This is a genomic window from Mariniflexile fucanivorans (genome assembly GCF_004341235.1).
GTDB classification, from domain to species: domain Bacteria; phylum Bacteroidota; class Bacteroidia; order Flavobacteriales; family Flavobacteriaceae; genus Mariniflexile; species Mariniflexile fucanivorans.
Genome location: NZ_SLUP01000001.1, coordinates 113,711 through 135,205 on the forward strand (window position 1 = coordinate 113,711; position 21,495 = coordinate 135,205).

At 33.8% G+C, this 21,495-nt stretch carries 21 protein-coding genes; 16 read left to right on the forward strand and 5 right to left on the reverse strand.

Going from position 1 to position 21,495, the window contains the following annotated elements:
• Positions 1-304: 304 nt before the first annotated feature.
• Positions 305-1,375 carry an anhydro-N-acetylmuramic acid kinase gene (locus tag EV196_RS00495; protein ID WP_132213790.1) on the reverse strand — a complete coding sequence of 357 codons (1,071 nt, stop codon included), beginning with the start codon at positions 1,373-1,375 and terminating at the stop codon, positions 305-307.
• Between the two features lie 94 nt (positions 1,376-1,469).
• On the opposite strand from EV196_RS00495, the gene EV196_RS00500 reads away from it, so the two are divergent.
• The 11 genes from EV196_RS00500 to EV196_RS00550 all read left to right on the forward strand — a co-directional run bounded on the left by EV196_RS00500 (position 1,470) and on the right by EV196_RS00550 (position 11,221).
• Positions 1,470-2,612: an acyl-CoA dehydrogenase gene (locus EV196_RS00500; RefSeq protein ID WP_132213792.1), complete on the forward strand. Its 1,143-nt coding sequence runs from the start codon at positions 1,470-1,472 to the stop codon at positions 2,610-2,612.
• Positions 2,613-2,751: 139 nt separating this feature from the next.
• A complete protein-coding gene (locus tag EV196_RS00505) occupies positions 2,752-3,087 on the forward strand; it encodes an arsenosugar biosynthesis-associated peroxidase-like protein (protein ID WP_132213794.1) in 336 nt (111 codons plus the stop codon).
• An 88-nt stretch (positions 3,088-3,175) separates the two neighbouring features.
• Positions 3,176-4,228, forward strand: coding sequence for an arsenosugar biosynthesis radical SAM (seleno)protein ArsS (arsS, locus tag EV196_RS00510; protein WP_132213796.1), 1,053 nt, complete (start codon positions 3,176-3,178; stop codon positions 4,226-4,228).
• 16 nt (positions 4,229-4,244) lie between these two features.
• The gene (locus tag EV196_RS00515) at positions 4,245-4,736 is read left to right on the forward strand and encodes a rhodanese-like domain-containing protein (protein WP_132213798.1); all 492 of its coding nucleotides are present in this window, start codon (positions 4,245-4,247) and stop codon (positions 4,734-4,736) included.
• Positions 4,737-5,408 (forward strand): TIGR04282 family arsenosugar biosynthesis glycosyltransferase, encoded by a 672-nt coding sequence (locus EV196_RS00520; RefSeq protein WP_132213800.1) that lies wholly within the window; start codon positions 4,737-4,739, stop codon positions 5,406-5,408. It abuts the gene before it with no gap.
• Positions 5,405-6,217 (forward strand): purine-nucleoside phosphorylase, encoded by an 813-nt coding sequence (locus EV196_RS00525; protein ID WP_132213802.1) that lies wholly within the window; start codon positions 5,405-5,407, stop codon positions 6,215-6,217. The genes EV196_RS00520 and EV196_RS00525 overlap by 4 nt, the downstream gene beginning before the upstream one ends.
• Before the next feature lie 76 nt (positions 6,218-6,293).
• Positions 6,294-7,262: an arsenosugar biosynthesis arsenite methyltransferase ArsM gene (arsM, locus tag EV196_RS00530; protein ID WP_132213804.1), complete on the forward strand. Its 969-nt coding sequence runs from the start codon at positions 6,294-6,296 to the stop codon at positions 7,260-7,262.
• Between the two features lie 54 nt (positions 7,263-7,316).
• On the forward strand, positions 7,317-8,204 hold the full coding sequence (locus tag EV196_RS00535; RefSeq protein WP_132213806.1) for a sterol desaturase family protein: 888 nt from the start codon (positions 7,317-7,319) through the stop codon (positions 8,202-8,204).
• On the forward strand, positions 8,201-8,902 hold the full coding sequence (locus EV196_RS00540) for a DUF547 domain-containing protein (RefSeq protein ID WP_132213808.1): 702 nt from the start codon (positions 8,201-8,203) through the stop codon (positions 8,900-8,902). The genes EV196_RS00535 and EV196_RS00540 overlap by 4 nt, the downstream gene beginning before the upstream one ends.
• On the forward strand, positions 8,895-9,623 hold the full coding sequence (locus tag EV196_RS00545; protein ID WP_132213810.1) for a TIGR04283 family arsenosugar biosynthesis glycosyltransferase: 729 nt from the start codon (positions 8,895-8,897) through the stop codon (positions 9,621-9,623). The genes EV196_RS00540 and EV196_RS00545 overlap by 8 nt, the downstream gene beginning before the upstream one ends.
• A 77-nt stretch (positions 9,624-9,700) precedes the next feature.
• Complete coding sequence (locus tag EV196_RS00550) at positions 9,701-11,221, forward strand: carboxypeptidase-like regulatory domain-containing protein (protein ID WP_132213812.1); 1,521 nt, start codon at positions 9,701-9,703, stop codon at positions 11,219-11,221.
• Positions 11,222-11,290: 69 nt separating this feature from the next.
• On the opposite strand, the gene EV196_RS00555 is transcribed toward EV196_RS00550, so the two are convergent.
• Both EV196_RS00555 and EV196_RS00560 read right to left on the reverse strand, forming a co-directional pair.
• Entirely contained in the window at positions 11,291-12,022 is a 732-nt protein-coding gene (locus tag EV196_RS00555) for a metallophosphoesterase family protein (protein ID WP_132213814.1), read from the reverse strand.
• 81 nt (positions 12,023-12,103) lie between these two features.
• Positions 12,104-13,108 (reverse strand): glycoside hydrolase family 113, encoded by a 1,005-nt coding sequence (locus EV196_RS00560; RefSeq protein ID WP_243652144.1) that lies wholly within the window; start codon positions 13,106-13,108, stop codon positions 12,104-12,106.
• An 87-nt stretch (positions 13,109-13,195) separates the two neighbouring features.
• Here EV196_RS00560 and EV196_RS00565 point away from each other — a divergent pair, with 87 nt between their 5' ends.
• From EV196_RS00565 to EV196_RS00585, 5 genes are all read left to right on the forward strand, one after another.
• Entirely contained in the window at positions 13,196-14,530 is a 1,335-nt protein-coding gene (locus EV196_RS00565; protein WP_132213816.1) for an NAD(P)/FAD-dependent oxidoreductase, read from the forward strand.
• Entirely contained in the window at positions 14,527-16,128 is a 1,602-nt protein-coding gene (locus EV196_RS00570) for a 4Fe-4S binding protein (RefSeq protein WP_132213818.1), read from the forward strand. The genes EV196_RS00565 and EV196_RS00570 overlap by 4 nt, the downstream gene beginning before the upstream one ends.
• A 76-nt stretch (positions 16,129-16,204) precedes the next feature.
• Positions 16,205-16,897: a glycosyltransferase family 2 protein gene (locus tag EV196_RS00575; protein ID WP_132213821.1), complete on the forward strand. Its 693-nt coding sequence runs from the start codon at positions 16,205-16,207 to the stop codon at positions 16,895-16,897.
• Positions 16,894-18,384: a cellulose synthase family protein gene (locus EV196_RS00580; RefSeq protein WP_132213823.1), complete on the forward strand. Its 1,491-nt coding sequence runs from the start codon at positions 16,894-16,896 to the stop codon at positions 18,382-18,384. The genes EV196_RS00575 and EV196_RS00580 overlap by 4 nt, the downstream gene beginning before the upstream one ends.
• A 180-nt stretch (positions 18,385-18,564) precedes the next feature.
• Positions 18,565-18,813, forward strand: coding sequence for a hypothetical protein (locus EV196_RS00585; protein WP_132213825.1), 249 nt, complete (start codon positions 18,565-18,567; stop codon positions 18,811-18,813).
• A 95-nt stretch (positions 18,814-18,908) separates the two neighbouring features.
• Here the strand turns inward: EV196_RS00585 and EV196_RS00590 are convergent, their stop codons facing one another.
• Complete coding sequence (locus tag EV196_RS00590) at positions 18,909-20,264, reverse strand: UDP-N-acetylmuramate--L-alanine ligase (protein ID WP_132213827.1); 1,356 nt, start codon at positions 20,262-20,264, stop codon at positions 18,909-18,911.
• Between the two features lie 112 nt (positions 20,265-20,376).
• Positions 20,377-21,330, reverse strand: coding sequence for a tetratricopeptide repeat protein (locus tag EV196_RS00595; RefSeq protein ID WP_132213829.1), 954 nt, complete (start codon positions 21,328-21,330; stop codon positions 20,377-20,379).
• Positions 21,331-21,495 lie beyond the last annotated feature (165 nt).

Consider the following 21,495-nt stretch of genomic DNA (forward strand, 5'->3'; position numbering starts at 1 on the left):
TAACTATGCTCCATAAAAATAGGCAAACTCACGCGTCCACCTTTGTTTATTATAAAATTTGACAAAAAAAATATTCTTGTTATAACTATGGTTTACAAAAGTCTTAAAAGAAAATCCTGATCTACTAACAAACTTTTTAACCATTGGAAATAACTCCTAAGCCTATATTAACTAATTTAACAAACTAGTTTTATTTTGATTTTAAAAATATAAAAGCAAAACTACAACTAAATCATTTTGAAAGTTATTTAATCATTAAGTTAACAAATATAAAAAAAACAAAAAGCCTAGTTTATGGTTTTTGTCATTTTTTAAAATTAAATATTTTTCCAGAACAATGGTTTTTAGTGGCTCCAGTAACACTTTTTAGGCAATTTACTTGATTTCCTAGTCTTAAAACACCTAAAAAACCAAAAATTAAGGCTTCTTTAAATTCTACAATAGATTTTGAAGGCATCACAATATTATTTTTAGTATACAGTTGAAGCCTCTTTACTAAATACTTATTATAGACACCTCCACCAGTTACTAGCACCGAAACATCGTTTTTCTTATTTATTTCCAAGGCAAGTTGCAAAGCGATATGCTCTACAAATGTTGCTAGTATATCTTTAACATCTAATTGAAAAGAATTTATAAGTGGAAATATATTTTTATCGACCCATTCCAACCCTAATGATTTTGGGTAAGCAGCTTTATAAAACTCTAAGTTGTTTAACTTTTTAAGCAATTCATTATTAACAGTTCCTGTAGAAGCGATGTTGCCTTCATCATCATAATCAAACCCCAGTTGTTTCACATAATGGTTCAACACGATGTTAACGGGGCAAATATCATAGGCAATTCTTTCAAAACCAATTTCAGTGGAAATGTTTGCAAATCCACCTAAATTCAAACAAAAATCGTATTCAGAAAACAACAATTTATCACCTATGGGTACTAACGGCGCACCTTGACCGCCCAAGGCTACATCTTGCACTCTAAAATCGCAAACCACCGTTTCTTCCAAAAGTTGTGCTAAATGAGGCATATTGCCAATTTGATAAGTTAACCCTTTTTGTGGCTGATGTAACGCTGTATGTCCATGAGAACAAATGGCATCAATATCCTGTATTTTATGGATATTAATAAAATATTTAATTTTTAAAGATAGGTAGTTGGTGTATAGAAAATCAATTTCTTTCAACGCTTCTAAAGAACAAGAAACCAAGCCTTTTAAGGTTTCAACCCATTGCGAATCGTAGCTAACCGTTTCAGAATATATGATTTCAAAATTCCAAACTCCATCAAAATGAAATTTCACATAAACAAGGTCTATACCATCTAATGATGTACCCGACATTACCCCTATAACTTTATATTCATTGTTTATCATACTGAACAAAAATAACAATCCTCTTTAAATAATTAGCACCAAAAAGCTATATTTGTAAATATTTTTTAATGAATAACTGTTTTAATTGAGAATTATGAATTTCAATCTTTCCGAAGAACATATTATGATTCGTGACGCTGCTCGCGATTTTGCCCAAACCGAATTACTTCCTGATGTTATTGAACGTGATGATAATCAACATTTCCCTAAAGAGTTAGTGAAAAAAATGGGCGATTTGGGTTTTTTAGGAATTATGGTAGATCCTAAATATGGCGGCAGTGGGATGGATGCCATATCCTACGTGTTAATAATGGAAGAATTATCAAAAATTGATGCTTCGGCTTCTGTTATAGTTTCCGTTAACAATTCATTAGTTTGCTATGGTTTGGAAGCATTTGGAAGCGAAGTTCAAAAACAAAAATTTTTAACAAAATTAGCCACTGGAGAATTTATTGGAGCATTCTGTTTAAGTGAACCTGAAGCTGGTAGCGATGCGACTTCCCAAAAAACCTCAGCCATCGACAAAGGCGACCATTACATATTAAACGGCACAAAAAACTGGATTACGAATGGCGGACGTGCCGATGTATATTTAGTAATTGCACAAACCGATAGAGATAAAGGTTCACACGGTATCAATGCTTTTATTGTTGAAAAAGGTACCGAAGGGTTTCATGTTGGCCCCAAAGAAAATAAATTGGGCATTCGCGGAAGCGATACACATACCCTACAATTTAACGATGTAAAAATTCCTAAAGAAAATAGAATTGGTGAAGATGGATCTGGATTTAGATTTGCCATGAAAACCTTGTCTGGTGGCAGAATTGGCATTGCATCTCAAGCTTTAGGAATAGCTGCTGGAGCTTATGAGTTGGCTTTAAAATATTCCAAAGAACGAAAAGCTTTTGGAACAGAAATTTGCAACCATCAAGCCATTGCTTTCAAATTAGCAGATATGTATACCGACATTGAAGCAGCTCGCCATTTGGTGATGAAAGCGGCTTGGGATAAAGACCAAGGCAATAATTACGATGTATCGAGTGCTGTGGCTAAATTATATGCTTCAAAAGTAGCTATGGAACATACCGTTGAAGCGGTTCAAATTCATGGTGGCAATGGCTTTGTAAAAGATTACCATGTAGAACGGTTAATGCGCGATGCAAAAATTACACAGATTTATGAGGGCACTTCCGAAATTCAAAAAATTGTGATTTCTAGAAGTTTAATCAAACAATAGAATTCATTCAATTTTTTAGCATAAACATAACATTCAAGTTCATTATTTACAAAACTAAATAATGAACTTTTTTTGTTAAGTATTTCAAAACCATCCGACTTAAAACCAATAGATTTTTATCTTTAAGGAAAAATATATTATGCAAAAAACATATTACGACCCAGCCGATTTAAAAAAGTTTGGAAAAATCTCTGAATGGAATGAAGAATTAGGTGCTAAATTTTTTGAATACTACGGAAAAGTTTTTGAAGAAGGCGCTTTAACCGAAAGAGAAAAATCGTTAATCGCATTGGCTGTTGCTCATACCATACAATGCCCTTATTGTATTGATGCCTACACGGGCGACGGCTTACAACGTGGCATCACCAAAGAAGAAATGATGGAAGCCTTACACGTTGCTGCGGCCATTCGTGGTGGTGCATCCTTAGTACACGGCGTACAAATGATGAACAAAGTGAATAAATTGGACATGTAAATATGATTTACGAAGTTAGATTTACAATTTTTGAATTTATTCACATTTTGAAATCGTAATTCGTAAACCGTAATTCTAAAATCTAAATATGATTAAATCCCTGCATAAACGCAAAAGTGAACTAGCAAATAGTAATAGACAATTAGAAATTTTATCGAACAGTATTTTTCAAAGTGGAGAATTACCAACTTTTAAACACAAAATTTCTGAAACAGGTCAATTTCCTCTGAAAGCGAAAAAGCTTGAAATTTTACAAATTAACGTAGGCTATATGTGCAACCAAGTATGTACACATTGCCATGTAGACGCTGGTCCGGACCGAAAAGAAATTATGACGCGCGAAACCATGAACCAGTGTTTGGATGTTATAAAAAAAACAGGCGCCCATACGTTAGATTTAACGGGTGGTGCCCCAGAAATGAACCCCAATTTTCGATGGTTTGTTGAAGAAGCTTCAAAAGCTGGAATTAAAGATTTTATTGTTCGCTCCAATTTAACCATTATTACAGCTAATAAAAAGTACCACGATTTGCCTGAGTTTTTCAAAAAGCATAATGTACACGTTGTAAGCTCGATGCCGCATTGGACTAAAGGCAAAACAGATAAACAACGTGGTGATGGCGTTTTCAATGCCTCCATTGAAGCTTTAAAAATGCTTAACGCTGTGGGTTATGGCATGCCTGACAGCAATTTGCGATTGGATTTGGTTTACAATCCTTCGGGTGCTTTTTTACCAGGTAATCAAAAATCGTTAGAAAAAGATTTTAAAAAATCGCTTCTTGAGGAATTTAATATCCAATTTCATAATTTATTTGCCATCACTAATTTACCCATTAGCCGTTTTTTAGATTATTTAATTGCATCTGAAAATTATGAAGATTATATGTATTCTTTAGTTGAAGCTTACAATCCTTCGGCAGTAAAAAATGTTATGTGTACCAACACCCTATCCATAAGTTGGGATGGTTTTTTATTTGATTGTGATTTCAACCAAATGCTGGAACTGCCTGTAAACAGTAAAGCGAAACATATTTCAGATTATAATGAAGATTTATTAGAAGGTAGAGACATCGTAATTTCTCAACATTGCTACGGTTGTACCGCAGGTGCAGGAAGCAGTTGCCAAGGAAGTGTTATTTAAAAATTTTATTTTCAGAATGAAACAACTCATTTTTATATTACTTTTTTTTATTACACCTCTTAGTTTTTGTCAAAATTCATTATCAGATTTACTAAGCAAACACAACACAAAAAACATTGCTTACATGTCTGTTCAAGAACTCGCAATGCCAAAAACCAAGGCTCTAATTTTAGATGCAAGGGAAGTTAATGAATTCAATACAAGTCATTTAAAAAATGCCATTTATGTGGGATACAATGATTTTAACATTAAAACTATCAAAGATTTATTTCCGAATAAAACCAGCCAAATAGTAGTATATTGTTCCATAGGAATTCGTTCTGAAACCATCGCAAATAAATTAAAAAAAGAAGGTTATACAAATATTTATAACCTTTATGGTGGTATCTTTGAGTGGAAGAATCATGGGTATCCTGTTTATAATTCTGAAGAAAAACAAACCGAAGAAGTTCACACGTTTTCTAAAGAATGGCGTAAATGGCTAACCAAAGGTAAATCTGTTTATTAAATGGGATTATTTAGTACCAACGACTCCACTGGAGATAATGAAATAGCGTTCGATTTTCATTTTCCGAGCTCAAAAAAGGCCTTAATTATTTTTACAAGAAACCCAGAATTGGGTAAATGCAAAACCCGATTAGCAAAAACTATTGGGGATGCCTCAGCTTTAGACATTTACAAATACCTTTTAAAACATACTGCAGAAGTTGCCAAAAGCATCCCTGCAGATAAGTATTTATTTTATTCTGAAACCATTCAAAAAAATGACATTTGGGATTCTGCCGTTTTTAGAAAAAAATTGCAAAAAGGAATAGATTTAGGCACAAAAATGCATAATGCGTTTTCCGATCTTTTTTCATTAGGCTACCAAAAAGTCATCATCATAGGAAGCGATTTGCTCGATTTAAAACCTTCACATATCAATTTAGCTTTTGAAGCTTTAAATGAAAACGACTTTGTTATCGGGCCCGCAAAAGACGGTGGTTATTACCTTTTAGGAATGACTGCGCTGCAAAACAACATTTTTGAAGATAAAGCCTGGGGCACTTCTACCGTATTAAAAGAAACCTTAAATAATTTAAAAAATTCTAGCTTTCATCTCATAGAAGAATTAAATGATATTGATACTTTTGAAGATATGAAACACTATCAAGAACTCGAAAAATACTATAAAAAATGATTAAATATATAGAAGAAACCGTTACGTATTTACAAGACAAAGGATTTGAAAACCCTGAAATTGGCATTATTTTAGGCACTGGTTTAGGGCAACTTATAGATGAAATTGAAATTTTAAAAGAAGTTAGCTATAACCACATTCCTAACTTCCCAACTGCCACCGTAGAGTTCCATAAAGGGAAATTAATTTACGGCATTTTCGAAGGCAAAAAAGTGGTGATTATGCAAGGGCGTTTCCATATTTACGAAGGCTACTCGCTACAAGATGTTACTTACCCGGTTCGCATCATGGAAAAATTAGGCATCAAAACCCTATTAATTTCCAATGCCGCAGGCGCTATCAATTTAAATTTCAAAAAAGGTGAATTAATGCTTATTGAAGACCACATGAACCTTCAGGGAAGTTCTCCTTTAGCATTTAAAGGTGTTGAACAATTAGGGGAACGTTTTGCCGATATGAGCGCTCCTTACGATGCCGAAATCAATACAAAATTTAAAGCTATAGCAAAAAACAACAACATCACTTTGCACGAAGGTGTGTATGCCAGCGTTGTTGGTCCGCAATTAGAAACCCGCGCCGAATACCGTATGCTAAAAATTTTGGGCGCCGATGCCGTAGGCATGAGTACCGTTCCTGAAATTATTGTCGCAAACCATTTAAAATTAAAAGTAGCTGCAGTGTCAGTTTTGACCGATGAATGCGACCCAAATAACTTAAAGCCTGTAGATATTTCAGAAATTATTGCCATGGCAGAAAAAGCAGAACCAAACATGATTACGTTATTTAAAGAATTGATAAAAACACTATAAATAGTTTACAGTCGCAGTCTTAGTTTTCAGTCTAACTGATGCTGCAAACTGTGACTGAGACTGAATACTAAAAATAATGAGTTACCTAGAAACCACACATAATGTATATAAAGAAGCAGCCTTAACCCCAGATGTTGGATTATGCTGTACCACAAACCCTATTTGGGAATTACCAGGTTTAAAAATTCCTAAAATAATGCAGGAAATGAATTATGGCTGTGGTTCCACAGTGCATGCACGCGATTTAACCAACAATCCAAAAATGTTATATGTTGGTGTTGGTGGCGGTATGGAATTGTTACAATTTTCATATTTCAATCGACAAAAAGGAGGCGTTGTTGGTATTGATGTGGTTGATGAAATGCTGGAAGCATCTCGCAAAAATTTTATAGAAGCTGAAGCACAAAACCCATGGTTTAAAAGCAACTTTGTAGACCTTAAAAAAGGAGATGCCATGAACCTTCCTGTTGAAGATAACAGTATTGATGTGGCTGCACAAAATTGTCTATTCAATATTTTTAAAGCAGACGATTTAAAACAAGCCATCGCCGAAATGTACCGAGTACTAAAACCTCATGGCAAACTGGTAATGAGCGACCCAACCTGTGAACAGGAAATGAACGACGAACTTAGAAACGACGAACGCTTACGTGCACTTTGCCTAAGCGGAAGTTTACCAATTGCAGACTATATAAAAGCATTAACCGATGCTAGTTTTGGCACTATTGAAATTAGAGCCAGAAAACCATATAGAATTCTAGATTCAAAACATTATCTGACAGATGAGCTCATCTACATCGAATCTATTGAAGTCGCCGCAATTAAAGACCCTATGCCAAGTGATGGCCCTTGTATATTTACAGGAAAAGCCGCTATTTATTATGGCACGCAAGATTATTTTGATGATAAACAAGGACACGTATTGCTAAAAAACCAACCATTAGCTATTTGCGATAAAACGGCGGGTGCTTTAGCTTCATTAAATAGAGACGATATTTTTATTAGCGAATCTACCTATCACTATGATGGTGGTGGGTGTTGTTAAATTATAAGACTCTTCAGGTTTTTAAAACCTGAAGGTTTGTCACTGTACCAAATCATGGAAAAATACATAAACATCATAAAAAAATCCTATTCAGGTTATTGGAATTACTTGAAACACGAGTTAATTTCCATTAACCACTGGGATAACTTTTTTTATGGTTTAATTGTTATTTCTTTAGTGGTTTGGTTTCTTGAAATTATTTTTCCTTGGCGAAAAAACCAATCCATTTTCAGGAAAGATTTTTGGTTGGACACGTTTTACATGTTCTTCAATTTCTTTCTTTTAAATTTAATTGTACTTATTGCATTATCAAACACTGCTGCCGAGTTATTAAATGATGGATTAAAAAATATTGGGCTTTCTGTTTCTAAGCTTCAACTTTTTGATGTAGATGATTTACCTAAATGGTTGGGTTTATTTATTTTCTTTTTGGTTTCAGACTTCGTACAATGGAACACGCACCGCTTATTACATCGTGTTCCTTTTCTTTGGAATTTCCATAAAGTACATCATTCCGTTAAAGAAATGGGTTTTGCTGCACATTTGCGTTACCACTGGATGGAACCTGTAGTTTACAAATCGTTTTTATACATTCCAATAGCAATTATCGGAGGTTTTGATGCACAAGACGTGGCCATTGTTTACTTCTTCAGTATTGTTATAGGCCATCTAAACCATGCTAATTTGGGGTGGGATTATGGTTTTTTAAAATACATATTCAATAACCCAAAAATGCATATATGGCACCACGCTAAAGAACTGCCAAAACATGCTAGATATGGCGTTAATTACGGACTCACCCTAAGCATTTGGGATTATATCTTTAAAACCGACTATATTCCGCATAACGGAAAAGACATAGAACTTGGTTTTAATGGCGATGAAACGTTTCCGAAAGATTTTATAAGTCAGGAGATATACCCTCTTAATGATAAATCATGAAAAAACACCACTACATTATAATTGCATTACTTTTTAGCTTTACAATTAATTCGCAAAATTTCAATCACTCCCCTTGGAACACGTTACTTCAAAAACATGTTTCAACTGATGGGCATGTAAATTATAAAACATTTAAAAGCGACAACAAAGCTTTAGGCAATTATATAAAATCTTTAGGTGCACATACGCCACAAGATTATTGGACAAAAGAAGAAAATCTTGCCTATTGGATAAACGCCTATAACGCATTAACCATCGATTTAATTCTACGCAATTACCCTATTAAAAGCATTAAAGATATTAAAAATCCTTGGGGTCAAAAACTTTGGCAATTAGGAGATACATGGTATAATTTAAGCGATATTGAACATGAAATTCTACGTAAAATGGACGAACCCCGCATTCATTTTGCCATTGTTTGTGCTTCGGTTTCTTGTCCGAAATTATCAAACGAAGCTTATTCATCAAAAAATCTAAACCATCAACTTACAAAAGCAACAAAAGATTTTTTAAGTGATTCTAGCAGAAATTTCATTTCGAAAGACACATTAGAACTATCTAAAATATTTCAATGGTTTAGTAAAGATTTCAAACAAAACGGCGATTTAATCGATTTTCTAAACCTATACACAAACTTTCAAATTTCAGCGAAAGCGAAACTTAATTACAAAGATTATAATTGGAATTTAAATGAATAAAATTTCAATCATTATCCCCATTCTTAATGAAGCAGAAAACATTGAAAATCTGCTAATCCATATTCTTAAAAACACTTCAAAAGAAAATATTTCAGAAATTATTGTTGTTGATGGTGGGAGTATCGATGAATCTTTAAACATTGTTAACGAGTTCGTATCGAGTATTTATAAGTCAAAATCTAATAAAATAACCGTATTAAATTCCGAAAAAGGACGCGCCAAACAAATGAACCTGGGAGCAAAACATGCCTCTGGAAACATCCTCTACTTTTTGCATGCCGATTCCTTTCCCCCTGAAAATTTTGATAAATACATACTAAAAGAAATAGAAAAAGGTCTTGAAGCGGGTTGTTTTATTATGAAGTTCAATAGCAACCATTGGTGGCTTAAACTCGCTGGCTTTTTAACAAAACTACCATGGAAATCTTGTAGAGGTGGCGACCAAAGTTTGTTTGTTTCAAAATCACTTTTCAAAAATATAGGTGGTTTTGATGAAACTTTTGTTATTTATGAAGACAACGATTTTATTCGTAAACTATACGCCCGAAAACAATTTGTAGTAATTCAAAAATGGCTAACTACCTCTGCCAGATGCTATAACACCAATGGTGTTTTTAAACTTCAGTACCATTATTTTATGATATATCTTAAAAAATGGCTTGGAGCTTCACCCGAAAATTTAAATGCTTATTATAATAAGCATGTAAATGTTAAAAACTAATAAAACTGTCTTAAGGAAATTTTAAATGTTATCGCTAGCTGGTTTAATCGTATACTTTTACATAAAAAAACAGCTACATGAAACACTTCTACTTAGTTTACCTAGCATTTATTTCTATTTCATTCTACAGTTTTTCTCAAGAATCCATTAATGCCAAAATACTCGATTCTATATCAAACAAACCCGTTGCTTTTGCTACTATTTCTATAAACAAAAGTTCTGGAGTTATTAGTAATGATACTGGTAATTTTTTAATGTATTTAAATAAAAAAGCTTCAGAAAAAGACTCTTTAATTATTAGATGTTTAGGTTATGAAAGCAAACGGTATTTAGTTAAAAAATTTCAAGATAGTATTGTTTTTTTACATCCAAAATCTATAGAATTAGATGAAATTTTGGTTACGAACAAAAACTATTCAACCGAAGAAATAATTGAAAAAGCAAAAGAAAATCTTGCTAAAAATTACGAGTACAACATTACTAAAAGCAAACTGTTTTATAGAGTTTCAAACGCAACAAAAATTCTTAAAAACGATGTAACTATAAAAGAAACAAGTATTCCTGAATTAAATCAAACCTTTGCAGATTCCGTTCTAAAAGCAGTACCAAAATACAATGAAGAACATAGCGAAATTTTAGCAAATTTATATAATGAAACCAGCAAAAACGAAGCAAAACTAGATATTATAAAAGCGGCTTACTTATTTGACAAAAACACAGAATTGAACTTTGATGCTTATGAAAAGAAAATTCAATCTATTTTAAAAAAACACGTAAAACGCGACTCTTATTTTAAAATTAAATCTGGGATATTTGGAACCAAACAAGATATTGACGCTGCATTCTTCGATTCAGAAAAAACAGAAAAACCGAACGAAACTGATGCTTTTATTGAAGAAAAAAAGAAGGAAGAACAAGATAGAAAAAACAACTTTTCAAAATACAAAAAAAGCGATATTTCAAATCTACAACGCAACAGTTTCACTTTTGAAGATAGCGACTTAAACTTTTTAGAAAAATCAAACAGATATAATTTTAAACTGGAAGACTACAGTTACTTAAACGATGATTTTGTTTACAAAATAAGCTTTAACCCTAAAAGAAGTGAGGATTATAAAGGTATTATATACATTAACACAGCCGATTTTGCGATATTAAGAGTTGACTACCAAAATACAAAAGACTTAAAAAACTTCAACCTTCTAGGTGTTTCGTATAAAGCCTTTCTAAAAAAAGGAACTTTGATATATAACAAAAATTCAAAAAATAAATATTCGCTTAAATATGTTGAAGAAGAAACTGCAAATAAATTTGGATTTAAAAGACCTTTAAAAATTATTGAGAAGAACAAACACACCAAAGGAAGAAGGAAACAAAACGAATTAACTGCCGACCTCCATTTTATTCTATACAATAGTGAAAAGAAAGAAATGATTGTTTTTGAAAATGAAACAATTTCTGAAAGTACGTTTTTAAATTTTGAAGAAAAACCTAATATTACACCAGTATCATTATCAAAATACGATGCAGATTTTTGGAAAGGAGAAACTATTATAGAACCCAATGAAGCTATAAAAGCATTTAAAAGTTTGGAATAACACTTTTAAAACCATTGGGAATAATCCACTATTTTTATTATGAAACGCCTTTGTTATATAAAATTTTGTTTAATCTTTATTTCGGCCTTTTTCATTTGGATATAAACTAGGCAAAACATCACTTTGATGAAATACTTTGGTATCAACATCCATAATTGATATTTTTCCTTTAAAAGCGGCACCGGTATCAACGTTCCAAACATTAAAAGCTTGCATAGGCACGCCACAATTAAAGTTGGTGGTGGGTGTATGCCCAATATAAATTTCTTTATAATGCGTTAAACGTTTTGGGAAAAACTGGGAGCCTTCTTCTATGCTTTTATCCATGGTTAAAGCCATTTCCCAAAGGGTTCTATCAAAATAAAAAGATTGATTAAATATTTCTTTTTCTACACCATGCATCGAGGTAAAACCTGCATGAACAAACAATCGGTTTTCATTATCAATATGGTATAAAGGCATATTTTTAAAAAACTCTAAATGCTCTTTTTTTTCTTCTTCAGAAAAACCTGCATAACTTTCCATGGTTTCCTTGCCTCCGTGCATGTACCAAGTAAGATCTACATGCCCAGATTCTAACCAATTTTCACACCAAACGTCGTGATTTCCTTTTATAAAAACACAATTAATTTTATCTGAAAGTTGCATTAAAAAAGCGACTACTTGTGCAGCTTCACTCCATCCATCCACATAATCGCCCACAAAAACAAGCGTATCACCCTCTTTAACTTCCACTTTATTTAACACCTGTATCAAGGCTTTTAAACCTCCATGAATATCACCAACAACATATACGCTCATAAATTAAATAGTTTAATACAAAACTAAAAGATTATTATTAAAAATAGAAACGATGAAGTTTAACTTTATATTAAAACTTATTTAACGCGAATATTGCGCTTTAACCAAAGCTTCAACCGGTTTGTTTTGTGGTGTAAACCTACTGTCGTTTTCTCCACCAGCTTCATTATGGTTGTGAAACCATTTCCATAAAAAACCACCAGCAAACCAGTCTTCATCCCAAAACTCTTCAAAAATCACCTGCATCGTGTTTGTTTGTGCTTCCATATTAACTGTATTCATATCCCGGTCGCTTCGCCAAGGTTCTTTGCCTGCATAATCGACACTTCTATAACCAAACTCCGTAAACAAAATAGGCTTATTATACTTTTCTGAAAATGTTTTTATCTTAGGTTTGTGATTTAACCAACCGCTTCTACAAGCTTCAACCGTTGGTGTTTTTTCATTACTAATAGGAAAATATGCATCAATCCCTATATAATCTAATTGCTCCCAAAAAGGAGACCTGTTGTATTCATTCCAATTGGCGGCGTATGTTAATTTACCATTATAAACCTTTCTAATTTCAACAATAAGTTGTTTCCAATACTCTGGACGGTTATCAATAAAACTTTCTAATTCGGTACCAATGCAAAAAATTTCGGCATCAAGTGTTTCGGCCAATTCAGCATACATTAATATAAAATTGGAATACGATTCTTCTAAAATCAACCAATCTGCTTCCGAAGTCATTTTTATACCTCCCGTAAACACGCCTCTACTCACCCAAATTTGAGGCTTTATCATCACTTTAATTTGGTGTTGTTTTAAGTTTTCTACATATTGCTTAACACCCTCTTTTCTCTCACCAAACCATTGCCTTTCTGTGTTAAACCTAATGTTGGGATGCATTAATTCCCTAATAAACCCGAAAGGCATAATAGCAGCGTAATTAGCATGAATATTAAGAAGTGGTTTTATATGTGTATCGTTTATGGTGTCTCTAGAGGCCACAAAACTCACCCCGTTTATTTTTTCCGATTTTGTTGATTTTATAGCACAAGAACTTACTAGAAAAAACAAACACATTTTAAAAATAAATCTCATAGCTCATATTTAATCTTTAAATTTAAACAAATCTTTTTAAGGTTTCAGCAGAAGCTTCGACCTAATAAAAAAACGAGACCACCATTTATGGAGCATATAGTTATTATTGGCAACGGCATTTCTGGTGTTACAGCTGCAAGACATATTAGAAAACTTTCAGATACTGAAACTAGTTCAGCACAGGCTAAAAAAATCACCATTATTTCTGCCGAAACCGATTATTTTTTCTCGCGCACCGCTTTGATGTATGTCTATATGGGCCATATGAAATTTGAACACACGCAACCGTATGAAAATTGGTTTTGGGAGAAAAATAACATCGACCTCAAAAAAGGCTATGTAAGAACAATAGACACACATTCAAAAACACTTCATTTTGTGGATGGTGATACATTGACTTACGGTAAACTCATTATTGCCACAGGGAGCAAACCTAATAAATTTGGTTGGCCCGGTCAAGATTTAAAGGGTGTTATGGGCATGTACCACAAACAAGATTTAGAAAATTTAGAACTTCATGCGCCCAATAATAAATTATGTAAACGTGCCGTAATTGTTGGTGGTGGCTTGATAGGTATTGAATTTGCTGAAATGTTAAATTCTAGAAACATTCCTGTTACTTTTTTAGTACGAGAATCCAGTTTTTGGAACGGTGTATTACCAGATGGTGAAAGTGAAATGATTAACAGACATATTAAAAACCATCATATCGATTTACGCTTATCAACCAATTTAAAAGAAATTATTTCTGATGAAAACGGTAACGTAAAGTCGGTTATAATTGAAGAAACGGGTGAAGAAATTCTATGCGATGTTGTTGGTTTAACCGCTGGCGTCACCCCTAATATTGATTTTCTTAAAGATTCTGGAATTGAAACTGATAGAGGCGTTAAAGTGAATCGATTTTTAGAAACCAACATACCAGATATTTATGCCATTGGTGATTGTGCCGAACAACACGAAGCGATTGGAAAAAGAAGAGCTATTGAAGCCGTTTGGTACACAGGCAGAATGATGGGCGAAACGATAGCGCAAACTATTTGTGGAAATCGTATGGCTTATAAACCTGGACATTGGTTTAATTCTGCCAAATTTTTAGACATTGAATATCAAACTTATGGACGGGTTCATAGCACAAAAAACAAACCAGATTACGAACAGCATTTTCATTGGAAACATGACGACGACACCAAATGCATCACAGTTGCTTTTGATAAAAATACCAACACATTTTTAGGCATTAACACCTTCGGAATCCGTATGAAACATGAAACCTTTGATAGATGGCTCACCGAAAAACGAGATATTGATTATATTATAAATCATTTAGCTGAAGCTAATTTTGACCCTGAATTTTACAAAAAACACGAACAAGATATATTAGCAACTTATACAAATCAATTCAAATCAGCAAAAGCATGAGTAATAAATTAAACGAAAGCATGTCTTTAGCGAAGCCAGAAGCTAATAATCTATCTTTAAAACAAAAAATAGCAGTAACCATTGGGCTTATAGGTCTCCTTATATTTGCATTGGCTATTTTCAATACCAATTTTCCTAATAAAACACTATTCTTATCACTTTCCATTGGCGCTATTTCTTTAGGAACTATCTTGTTTGCTAACGATGCTTACCTAACAAAAATGGAAGGCATTAAAAACGATGGTGTTTGGTTTAAATCCATATCATCACGAGGTGTTTTAGCTTGGGCAACTGGCATTTTGCTTACTGGCTTTTACATTATTCTTTATTTTTTTCCACAGTATTTAGGGCAAACACCAAGCGGAGAACCTAACACAGGATTAATTTCATTATTCGACCCACTAAGTAAATTATTAAACGGAAATCCAGCAAGCCAATGGTTTGTTTATGGCACCTTATACACGGTAGCCATTTTGGTATTTGGTTATAAATTCATGTTGAAGTATAGACACAACCGCTATGAACAATTACGAACCGCTTCGGTTATGTTTTTCCAATTGGGTTTTGCGTTTCTTATTCCCGAGTTTATGTCGCGACTTAATGCGAGTCCCGATTATAATTTACCTTATTACGATTTAAAAAGCATGTGGCCATTAAACTATTATTTATTTGATAGTTGGTCTGTAAATGGGTTGCTATCATCTGGCGTCCTTGGTTTTTTAATGCTGATGTTTGGCATCATTTCCATATTTGTTATATCTCCTTTTTTGACTTACAAATACGGAAAACGTTGGTACTGCTCATGGGTTTGTGGTTGCGGTGCTTTAGCCGAAACTGCTGGTGATTCTTTCCGACACCTTAGTAGCAAAAAACTATCTGCATGGAAATTAGAACGCTGGTTAATACATACGGTTTTGGTGTTTTCGGTATTAATGACGACGGCCGTTATTTACACTTTTTTAGGAAGCGACCCTAATAAATTTTGGTTAACACGCAGTGCCTTTTTATTAGGCGTTGGCATTTTACTAACCCTTGTTTTTTCAATGACCATGATTTTTAAAAGACATGAACTTGGTAAAGATGCGCGTTATGGTGCCATCGGTTATTTTGTGGTTATTGCTGTACTTTTTATCATGCATTATACGGGAACATCAGATAAAATCTTCCTTATTAAAGCGAGCCATTTACGCTCTGCATACGGTTTATATATTGGCTCCATTTTTTCTGGAGTTATTGGAACGGGCTTCTACCCTATTTTGGGCAACCGTGTTTGGTGCCGTTTTGGTTGCCCTATGGCTGCTATTTTAGGGTTTCAACAACGTATGTTTTCTAAATTTAGAATCACTACCAATGGAGGTCAGTGTATTTCTTGTGGCAACTGTTCCACCTATTGTGAAATGGGCATTGATGTGCGTGCTTATGCTCAAAAAGGAGAAAATATAGTACGTTCCAGCTGTGTTGGTTGCGGCATCTGTTCTGCTGTTTGCCCGCGAGGTGTTTTAAAATTAGAGAACGATTCTATGAAAGGACGCACCAATGCTAATGAAATTCTTCTAGGAAATGATGTTGATTTAATGGACTTAATCAACAAAAATTAATTTAACTAAATTATAACATTTTTTTTATCAACTAAACAAAAGTATTGTACTTTTGCTCACTGAAAGTTAATTATTTATGCACAAAATAAAAGTAATTATTCCTGCTTATAACGAAGCAGATTCTATTACCCATGTGATAAATGATATACCTAAAGTTGTAAGTGAAATTATTGTTGTTAACAACAATTCCACCGACAAAACTGAAGAAAACGCCATAAAAGCAGGAGCAACTGTTTTAACCGAAAAAAAAAGAGGCTACGGAAACGCCTGCCTAAAGGGGTTAGAATACATTGCCAATCAACCCGAAGAACCAAATATTATTGTATTTTTGGACGGCGATTATAGCGATTATCCAGAAGAATTAACAAAAATTGTAGCACCAATTATCGAAAAGGATATCGATTTTGTTATTGGAGCTCGTGTAAAAAGTTTAAGAGAAGCTGGTTCTATGACAATGCCTCAAATTTTCGGAAATTGGTTAGCAACCACTTTAATGAAACTTTTTTTTAGTGCAACATTTACCGATTTAGGCCCTTTTAGAGCCATAAAATACGATAAATTGTTGATGCTAAATATGATTGACAAAACCTATGGTTGGACTGTAGAGATGCAACTAAAAGTTTTAAAACAAAAATTAACATATATAGAAGTGCCCGTAAATTACAGAAATAGAATTGGTATCTCAAAAGTATCAGGAACCATAAAAGGTGCTATATTTGCCGGCGTTAAAATCTTAAGTTGGATTTTTAAATACAGTATTAAAAAATGATTATAGAAACCACCATTATCATTATCTACACTATTTCGCTTTTGCTTATTTTCATGTATGCATTGGCTCAATTAAATTTATTATTGAATTATCTGTCAGCTAAAAAAAAGGTAGATAACTCTCCTAAATTCGATTTTTCAAACCCAGAAGAAATTCCTTTTGTTACCATCCAACTTCCTGTTTATAACGAAATGTACGTTATGGAGCGTCTATTGGATAACATTGCACAAATTGATTACCCACGTGAAAAACTGGAAATTCAAGTGCTGGACGATTCTACCGATGAAACCGTGGAAACTACCCGTGCCCATGTTGAAAAATTAGCTGCGACAGGTTTAGATATTAAACATATTACTAGAATAGATAGAACCGGTTTTAAAGCAGGCGCACTTAAAGAAGGTTTGGTGGTTGCAAAGGGCGAATTCATTGCCATTTTCGATTCAGATTTCCTTCCTCAAACAGATTGGCTATACCGTACCGTTCCTTATTTTAAAGATGAAAAAATTGGCGTAGTTCAAACACGTTGGGGGCATTTAAACCGCAACTATTCTATACTTACAAAAATACAAGCATTTGCTTTAGATGCACATTTTACTCTGGAACAAGTAGGCAGAAATAGCAAAGGACACTTCATTAACTTTAATGGTACCGCAGGCCTTTGGCGAAAAACCTGTATTTATGATGCTGGAAACTGGGAAGGTGATACCCTAACCGAAGATTTAGATTTAAGCTACCGTGCCCAACTTAAAAACTGGAAATTCAAATATTTAGAAGATGTTGAAACGCCTGCCGAATTACCAATCGTAATTAGTGCTGCACGTTCACAACAATTTAGATGGAATAAAGGAGGCGCCGAAAACTTTAGAAAAATGCTTGGGCGCGTTTTAAAAAGCGAGAATATTTCAGCTAAAACAAAAATGCATGGTTTACTACATTTACTAAACAGTACCATGTTTTTAAATGTACTTTTAGTAGGGGTGCTTAGCATACCAATGCTTTACATAAAAAACGAGTACACACACTTAAAACCATACTTTTATGTAATGAGTTTCTTTGTGGTAAGTTCCATCATATTTTTTGTGTGCTATTGGTTTATGTACAAAAACATTTATGGCGGCGGGTTTAAAAACTTCATCCGTTATATAGGCATGTTTTTTATATTTTTCTCAATCGCCATGGGCTTTTCATTGCACAATTCCATTGCGGTTTTAGAAGGCCATTGGGGTAAGAAAAGTGAATTTGTACGTACACCAAAATTCAACATTAGCTCTTTAAAAGAAGGCTGGAAAAAGAATAAATACATTAAAAAATCAATTTCTATACACGTTATTTTCGAAGGCTTACTAATGTTATATTTCGCATTTGGCATGTACAGTGCCTTTATAGTTGGCGACCAAGGTGGCGATTTCGGATTGTTTCCTTTCCACTTAATGTTATTCTTAGGGTTTGGTTTTGTATTTGTTAAATCGATAACTTCTAAGGTTTAGATTAACATTCAACATCATAAAAATTAATAAATCTCAAAACGAACTTTAAATAGTGGTTTTGAGATTTTTTTTATGAAATATTTGGGCGTTACCACAAGGGTCGGGCTTTACGTTACAAGTCCTCGCACCTCCTACGTCGGGCTGTGGGCTTTCCACTGCAATCCCTAACCAAAGGCAGAAATGTTATGTCATTACGAAGGAGGAACGACTGAAGTAATCTGCATGTTGCTTCCTCGTCATTACGAGGGAGGCACGACCGAAGTAATCTGTTGGTTGGTTACCTTGAAAACATTTTTAGCACGCTGGATAGAACAAGAAGATAAAGAAGTTATTGAAGGTTATTACAAAAGATATATCTTCGTTGATAGTGAAGAAGCAACTGACAATTTATTTATTAATAAGTACAGAAATGAATTAATTGGAGAATAGTTAAAAAAACTTCAGTATGGCTTTGACCTACTTATTGCATACCAAGTTATAATTAATATATACACCATATAGATTCCTGCCTTCGCAGGAATAAGCTACCCAATCAACCCTTTCACCTCATTAAAATCCAATCCACCATAATTACCAGAACTCATTAAAAGCAATGCTTTATTATCAAAGTTTTGTGAGAATAGGAAGTTTTTAAAATCGTCTGGGTTGGTATAAATAATGAGGTCATCACGTTCAAAAGCATTCGCTATTTGTTCGTGGGTTACTTCTTTAAGTTTTTTAATTTCTACGGCATGTGGCGAGTAAAACACCACTGCTACATTGGCAGCATCTAGCGCACCTTTGTATTCTTTTAAAAATTCAGCATTCAAACTACTGTAGCTATGTAGTTCTAAACAAGCCACAACTGTTCTATTAGGATACTGCTCTTTTACGGCATTGGTAGTTGCTTCTACTTTACTGGGCGAGTGTGCAAAATCTTTATAGGCTACACTGGTTTTACTTTCAGCTATTTTTTCCAAACGTTTGCTGGCGCCTTTAAAAGTAGCGATGGCCTCGTAAAAATCGTCTTCATGAATGTTCATGTGTTGGCAAATCCATTTTGCACCTGCCAAATTGTTTAAATTGTGTTTACCAAAAACCTCGATTGGCAATGGTCCTTCTGGAGTTTCTAAAAGGGTTTGCCCATTATCAACAGTATAGTCTGGTGTATGGTAAGGCAATTTACGAATGGCATTGGGCGACGCTTCAACCACTCGCTTTACTTCGGGGTCTTCTTCATTATAGGTGATGCTTCCTCCATCTACAATACTATCCACAAAAATTTGGAACTGCTGCACATAATTTTCATAAGTTGGAAACACATTAATATGGTCCCAAGCAATACCACTTAACAAGGCGATATTTGGTTTGTATAAATGGAATTTTGGACGTCTATCAATGGGTGAACTTAAATATTCATCGCCCTCAAGCACTATAAAATCGTTGGTTTCGGTGAGTTTTACCATCACATCAAAACCTTCTAGTTGAGCGCCCACCATATAATCGACATCTATGTTATGATAATGCATCACGTGTAAAATCATAGAAGTAATAGTGGTTTTCCCATGGCTACCACCAATAACTACGCGTGTTTTGTGTTTTGATTGTTCGTACAAAAACTCGGGATAGCTGTAAATTTTAAGTCCTAATTCTTGAGCTTTTAAAAGTTCTGGGTTATCGGCTTTGGCATGCATCCCTAAAACAATGGCGTCTAAATTCGGATTTATTTTCTCGGGAAACCAGCCATAAGTATCTGGCAAAATGCCTTTAGCGTTTAATCTGGATTTTGAAGGTTCGAAAATCTCATCGTCGCTTCCTGTTACTTGATAACCTTTATTGTGTAATGCTATGGCTAAATTATGCATGGCAGAGCCACCAATAGCTATAAAATGTACGTTCATTTATTCCTTATTAGGTTACAAAGTTACAAAGTTTCAAAGTTAAAAAGGCTCTAATTTATAAAGTAGTTATTGTGAAACCAAAACTTTTACTGAAACTAAAAAACGAGACTGCCTACAACTTCATAATCCGTTGCTTTTCGTCTTTAAAATGCTTTGTTTTTGGAGATTCTGCAAGTGCTAAGTCAATATATTTTAAAGCCGCCTTTTTATTCTTTTTAAGAGCATAAATTTGTGACAACCTGTAGTGTGCCCACGCTTTTGGTACGCCATCTTCATCTGAATAATTTTTCAAATAGGTTTGCAAACATTGTACGCCTTTTTGCAGCTCGATGTTATATTCGGCAGCTATTTTGCCCATTTCATAATCCAAAGCATTGCGTTTGTGCTTTTCTTTAGCAACTTCTAAATTGGCCAAAGCTTTTTCTGGCTGTTTCTGTTTTTGGTAAAAGGTTGTTAACTTATCGTAACACCACATGGTACCACCTACATTTATGGCTAATTTATAATATTTTTCAGCAAGCTCTGGCTCTTCATCTGTTTCAAAAATATAGCCTTTTGCTAAATAACCATCCACTTTTGAGAGTTGCTCTAGCTGATACGCGTATTTTAAAGCCTTGTTTTTACTGCCTCCTAAAACAGCTGGTAATTTCATGTAATATTCTACCAAAGCCCAACGCACATTCACATGTTTGGGGTCTAATTTTGCAGCTGTCAGAAACGAATCTTCAATATCTCCAATCATTCCTAAAGCGGTTAATTTACTAACAGAAAGTGCCTTCATACCCATAGCACCCCCATATTTGTAATGGTATTCGGCATTTTTTTGATTGGTGTCCACCAAGCTTTTATAAATATCGATGGCTTCATCCCATTTTTTTTGATGCCCATATGCATCACCTAAAAGTTCCATAGCCTTTAAATTTTCGGGATGCTTTTCTAAATAAATTGTTAATTGAAGTTCGGCTTTATCAAACTGTTTGCGCTTAATTAAATCTTCACAATTATCTAACTGCGTTTGACCAAATGATACTAGCGGAAAAAGTAGAATGTAAATAAATTTTCTCATAACATGTAATTTCTTAACAAATATCAATATGCCTATTTAACTAAATATAACTAATTTAACTCAGTCAAAAGAGCTATTCACTCATTTATTATTTTTTTGGAATAGCTTTTGAACGTAAATTGGTTGAAAATTAAAACAAATGAAACGAGCTAGTTAAAAACTTTA

Excerpts from the sequence above, each read along its gene's own strand:
- arsM (WP_132213804.1), top strand. The coding sequence starts at position 6,294 with ATGAGTTACCTAGAAACCACACATAATGTATATAAAGAAGCAGCCTTA.
- EV196_RS00500 (WP_132213792.1), top strand. The coding sequence starts at position 1,470 with ATGAATTTCAATCTTTCCGAAGAACATATTATGATTCGTGACGCTGCT.
- EV196_RS00535 (WP_132213806.1), top strand. The coding sequence starts at position 7,317 with ATGGAAAAATACATAAACATCATAAAAAAATCCTATTCAGGTTATTGG.
- EV196_RS00495 (WP_132213790.1), bottom strand. The coding sequence starts at position 1,375 with ATGATAAACAATGAATATAAAGTTATAGGGGTAATGTCGGGTACATCA.
- EV196_RS00515 (WP_132213798.1), top strand. The coding sequence starts at position 4,245 with ATGAAACAACTCATTTTTATATTACTTTTTTTTATTACACCTCTTAGT.
- EV196_RS00560 (WP_243652144.1), bottom strand. The coding sequence starts at position 13,108 with ATGAGATTTATTTTTAAAATGTGTTTGTTTTTTCTAGTAAGTTCTTGT.
- arsS (WP_132213796.1), top strand. The coding sequence starts at position 3,176 with ATGATTAAATCCCTGCATAAACGCAAAAGTGAACTAGCAAATAGTAAT.
- EV196_RS00545 (WP_132213810.1), top strand. The coding sequence starts at position 8,895 with ATGAATAAAATTTCAATCATTATCCCCATTCTTAATGAAGCAGAAAAC.
- EV196_RS00550 (WP_132213812.1), top strand. The coding sequence starts at position 9,701 with ATGAAACACTTCTACTTAGTTTACCTAGCATTTATTTCTATTTCATTC.
- EV196_RS00525 (WP_132213802.1), top strand. The coding sequence starts at position 5,405 with ATGATTAAATATATAGAAGAAACCGTTACGTATTTACAAGACAAAGGA.
- EV196_RS00520 (WP_132213800.1), top strand. The coding sequence starts at position 4,737 with ATGGGATTATTTAGTACCAACGACTCCACTGGAGATAATGAAATAGCG.
- EV196_RS00505 (WP_132213794.1), top strand. The coding sequence starts at position 2,752 with ATGCAAAAAACATATTACGACCCAGCCGATTTAAAAAAGTTTGGAAAA.
- EV196_RS00595 (WP_132213829.1), bottom strand. The coding sequence starts at position 21,330 with ATGAGAAAATTTATTTACATTCTACTTTTTCCGCTAGTATCATTTGGT.
- EV196_RS00565 (WP_132213816.1), top strand. The coding sequence starts at position 13,196 with ATGGAGCATATAGTTATTATTGGCAACGGCATTTCTGGTGTTACAGCT.
- EV196_RS00585 (WP_132213825.1), top strand. The coding sequence starts at position 18,565 with ATGTTATGTCATTACGAAGGAGGAACGACTGAAGTAATCTGCATGTTG.
- EV196_RS00555 (WP_132213814.1), bottom strand. The coding sequence starts at position 12,022 with ATGAGCGTATATGTTGTTGGTGATATTCATGGAGGTTTAAAAGCCTTG.
- EV196_RS00590 (WP_132213827.1), bottom strand. The coding sequence starts at position 20,264 with ATGAACGTACATTTTATAGCTATTGGTGGCTCTGCCATGCATAATTTA.
- EV196_RS00540 (WP_132213808.1), top strand. The coding sequence starts at position 8,201 with ATGAAAAAACACCACTACATTATAATTGCATTACTTTTTAGCTTTACA.
- EV196_RS00570 (WP_132213818.1), top strand. The coding sequence starts at position 14,527 with ATGAGTAATAAATTAAACGAAAGCATGTCTTTAGCGAAGCCAGAAGCT.
- EV196_RS00580 (WP_132213823.1), top strand. The coding sequence starts at position 16,894 with ATGATTATAGAAACCACCATTATCATTATCTACACTATTTCGCTTTTG.
- EV196_RS00575 (WP_132213821.1), top strand. The coding sequence starts at position 16,205 with ATGCACAAAATAAAAGTAATTATTCCTGCTTATAACGAAGCAGATTCT.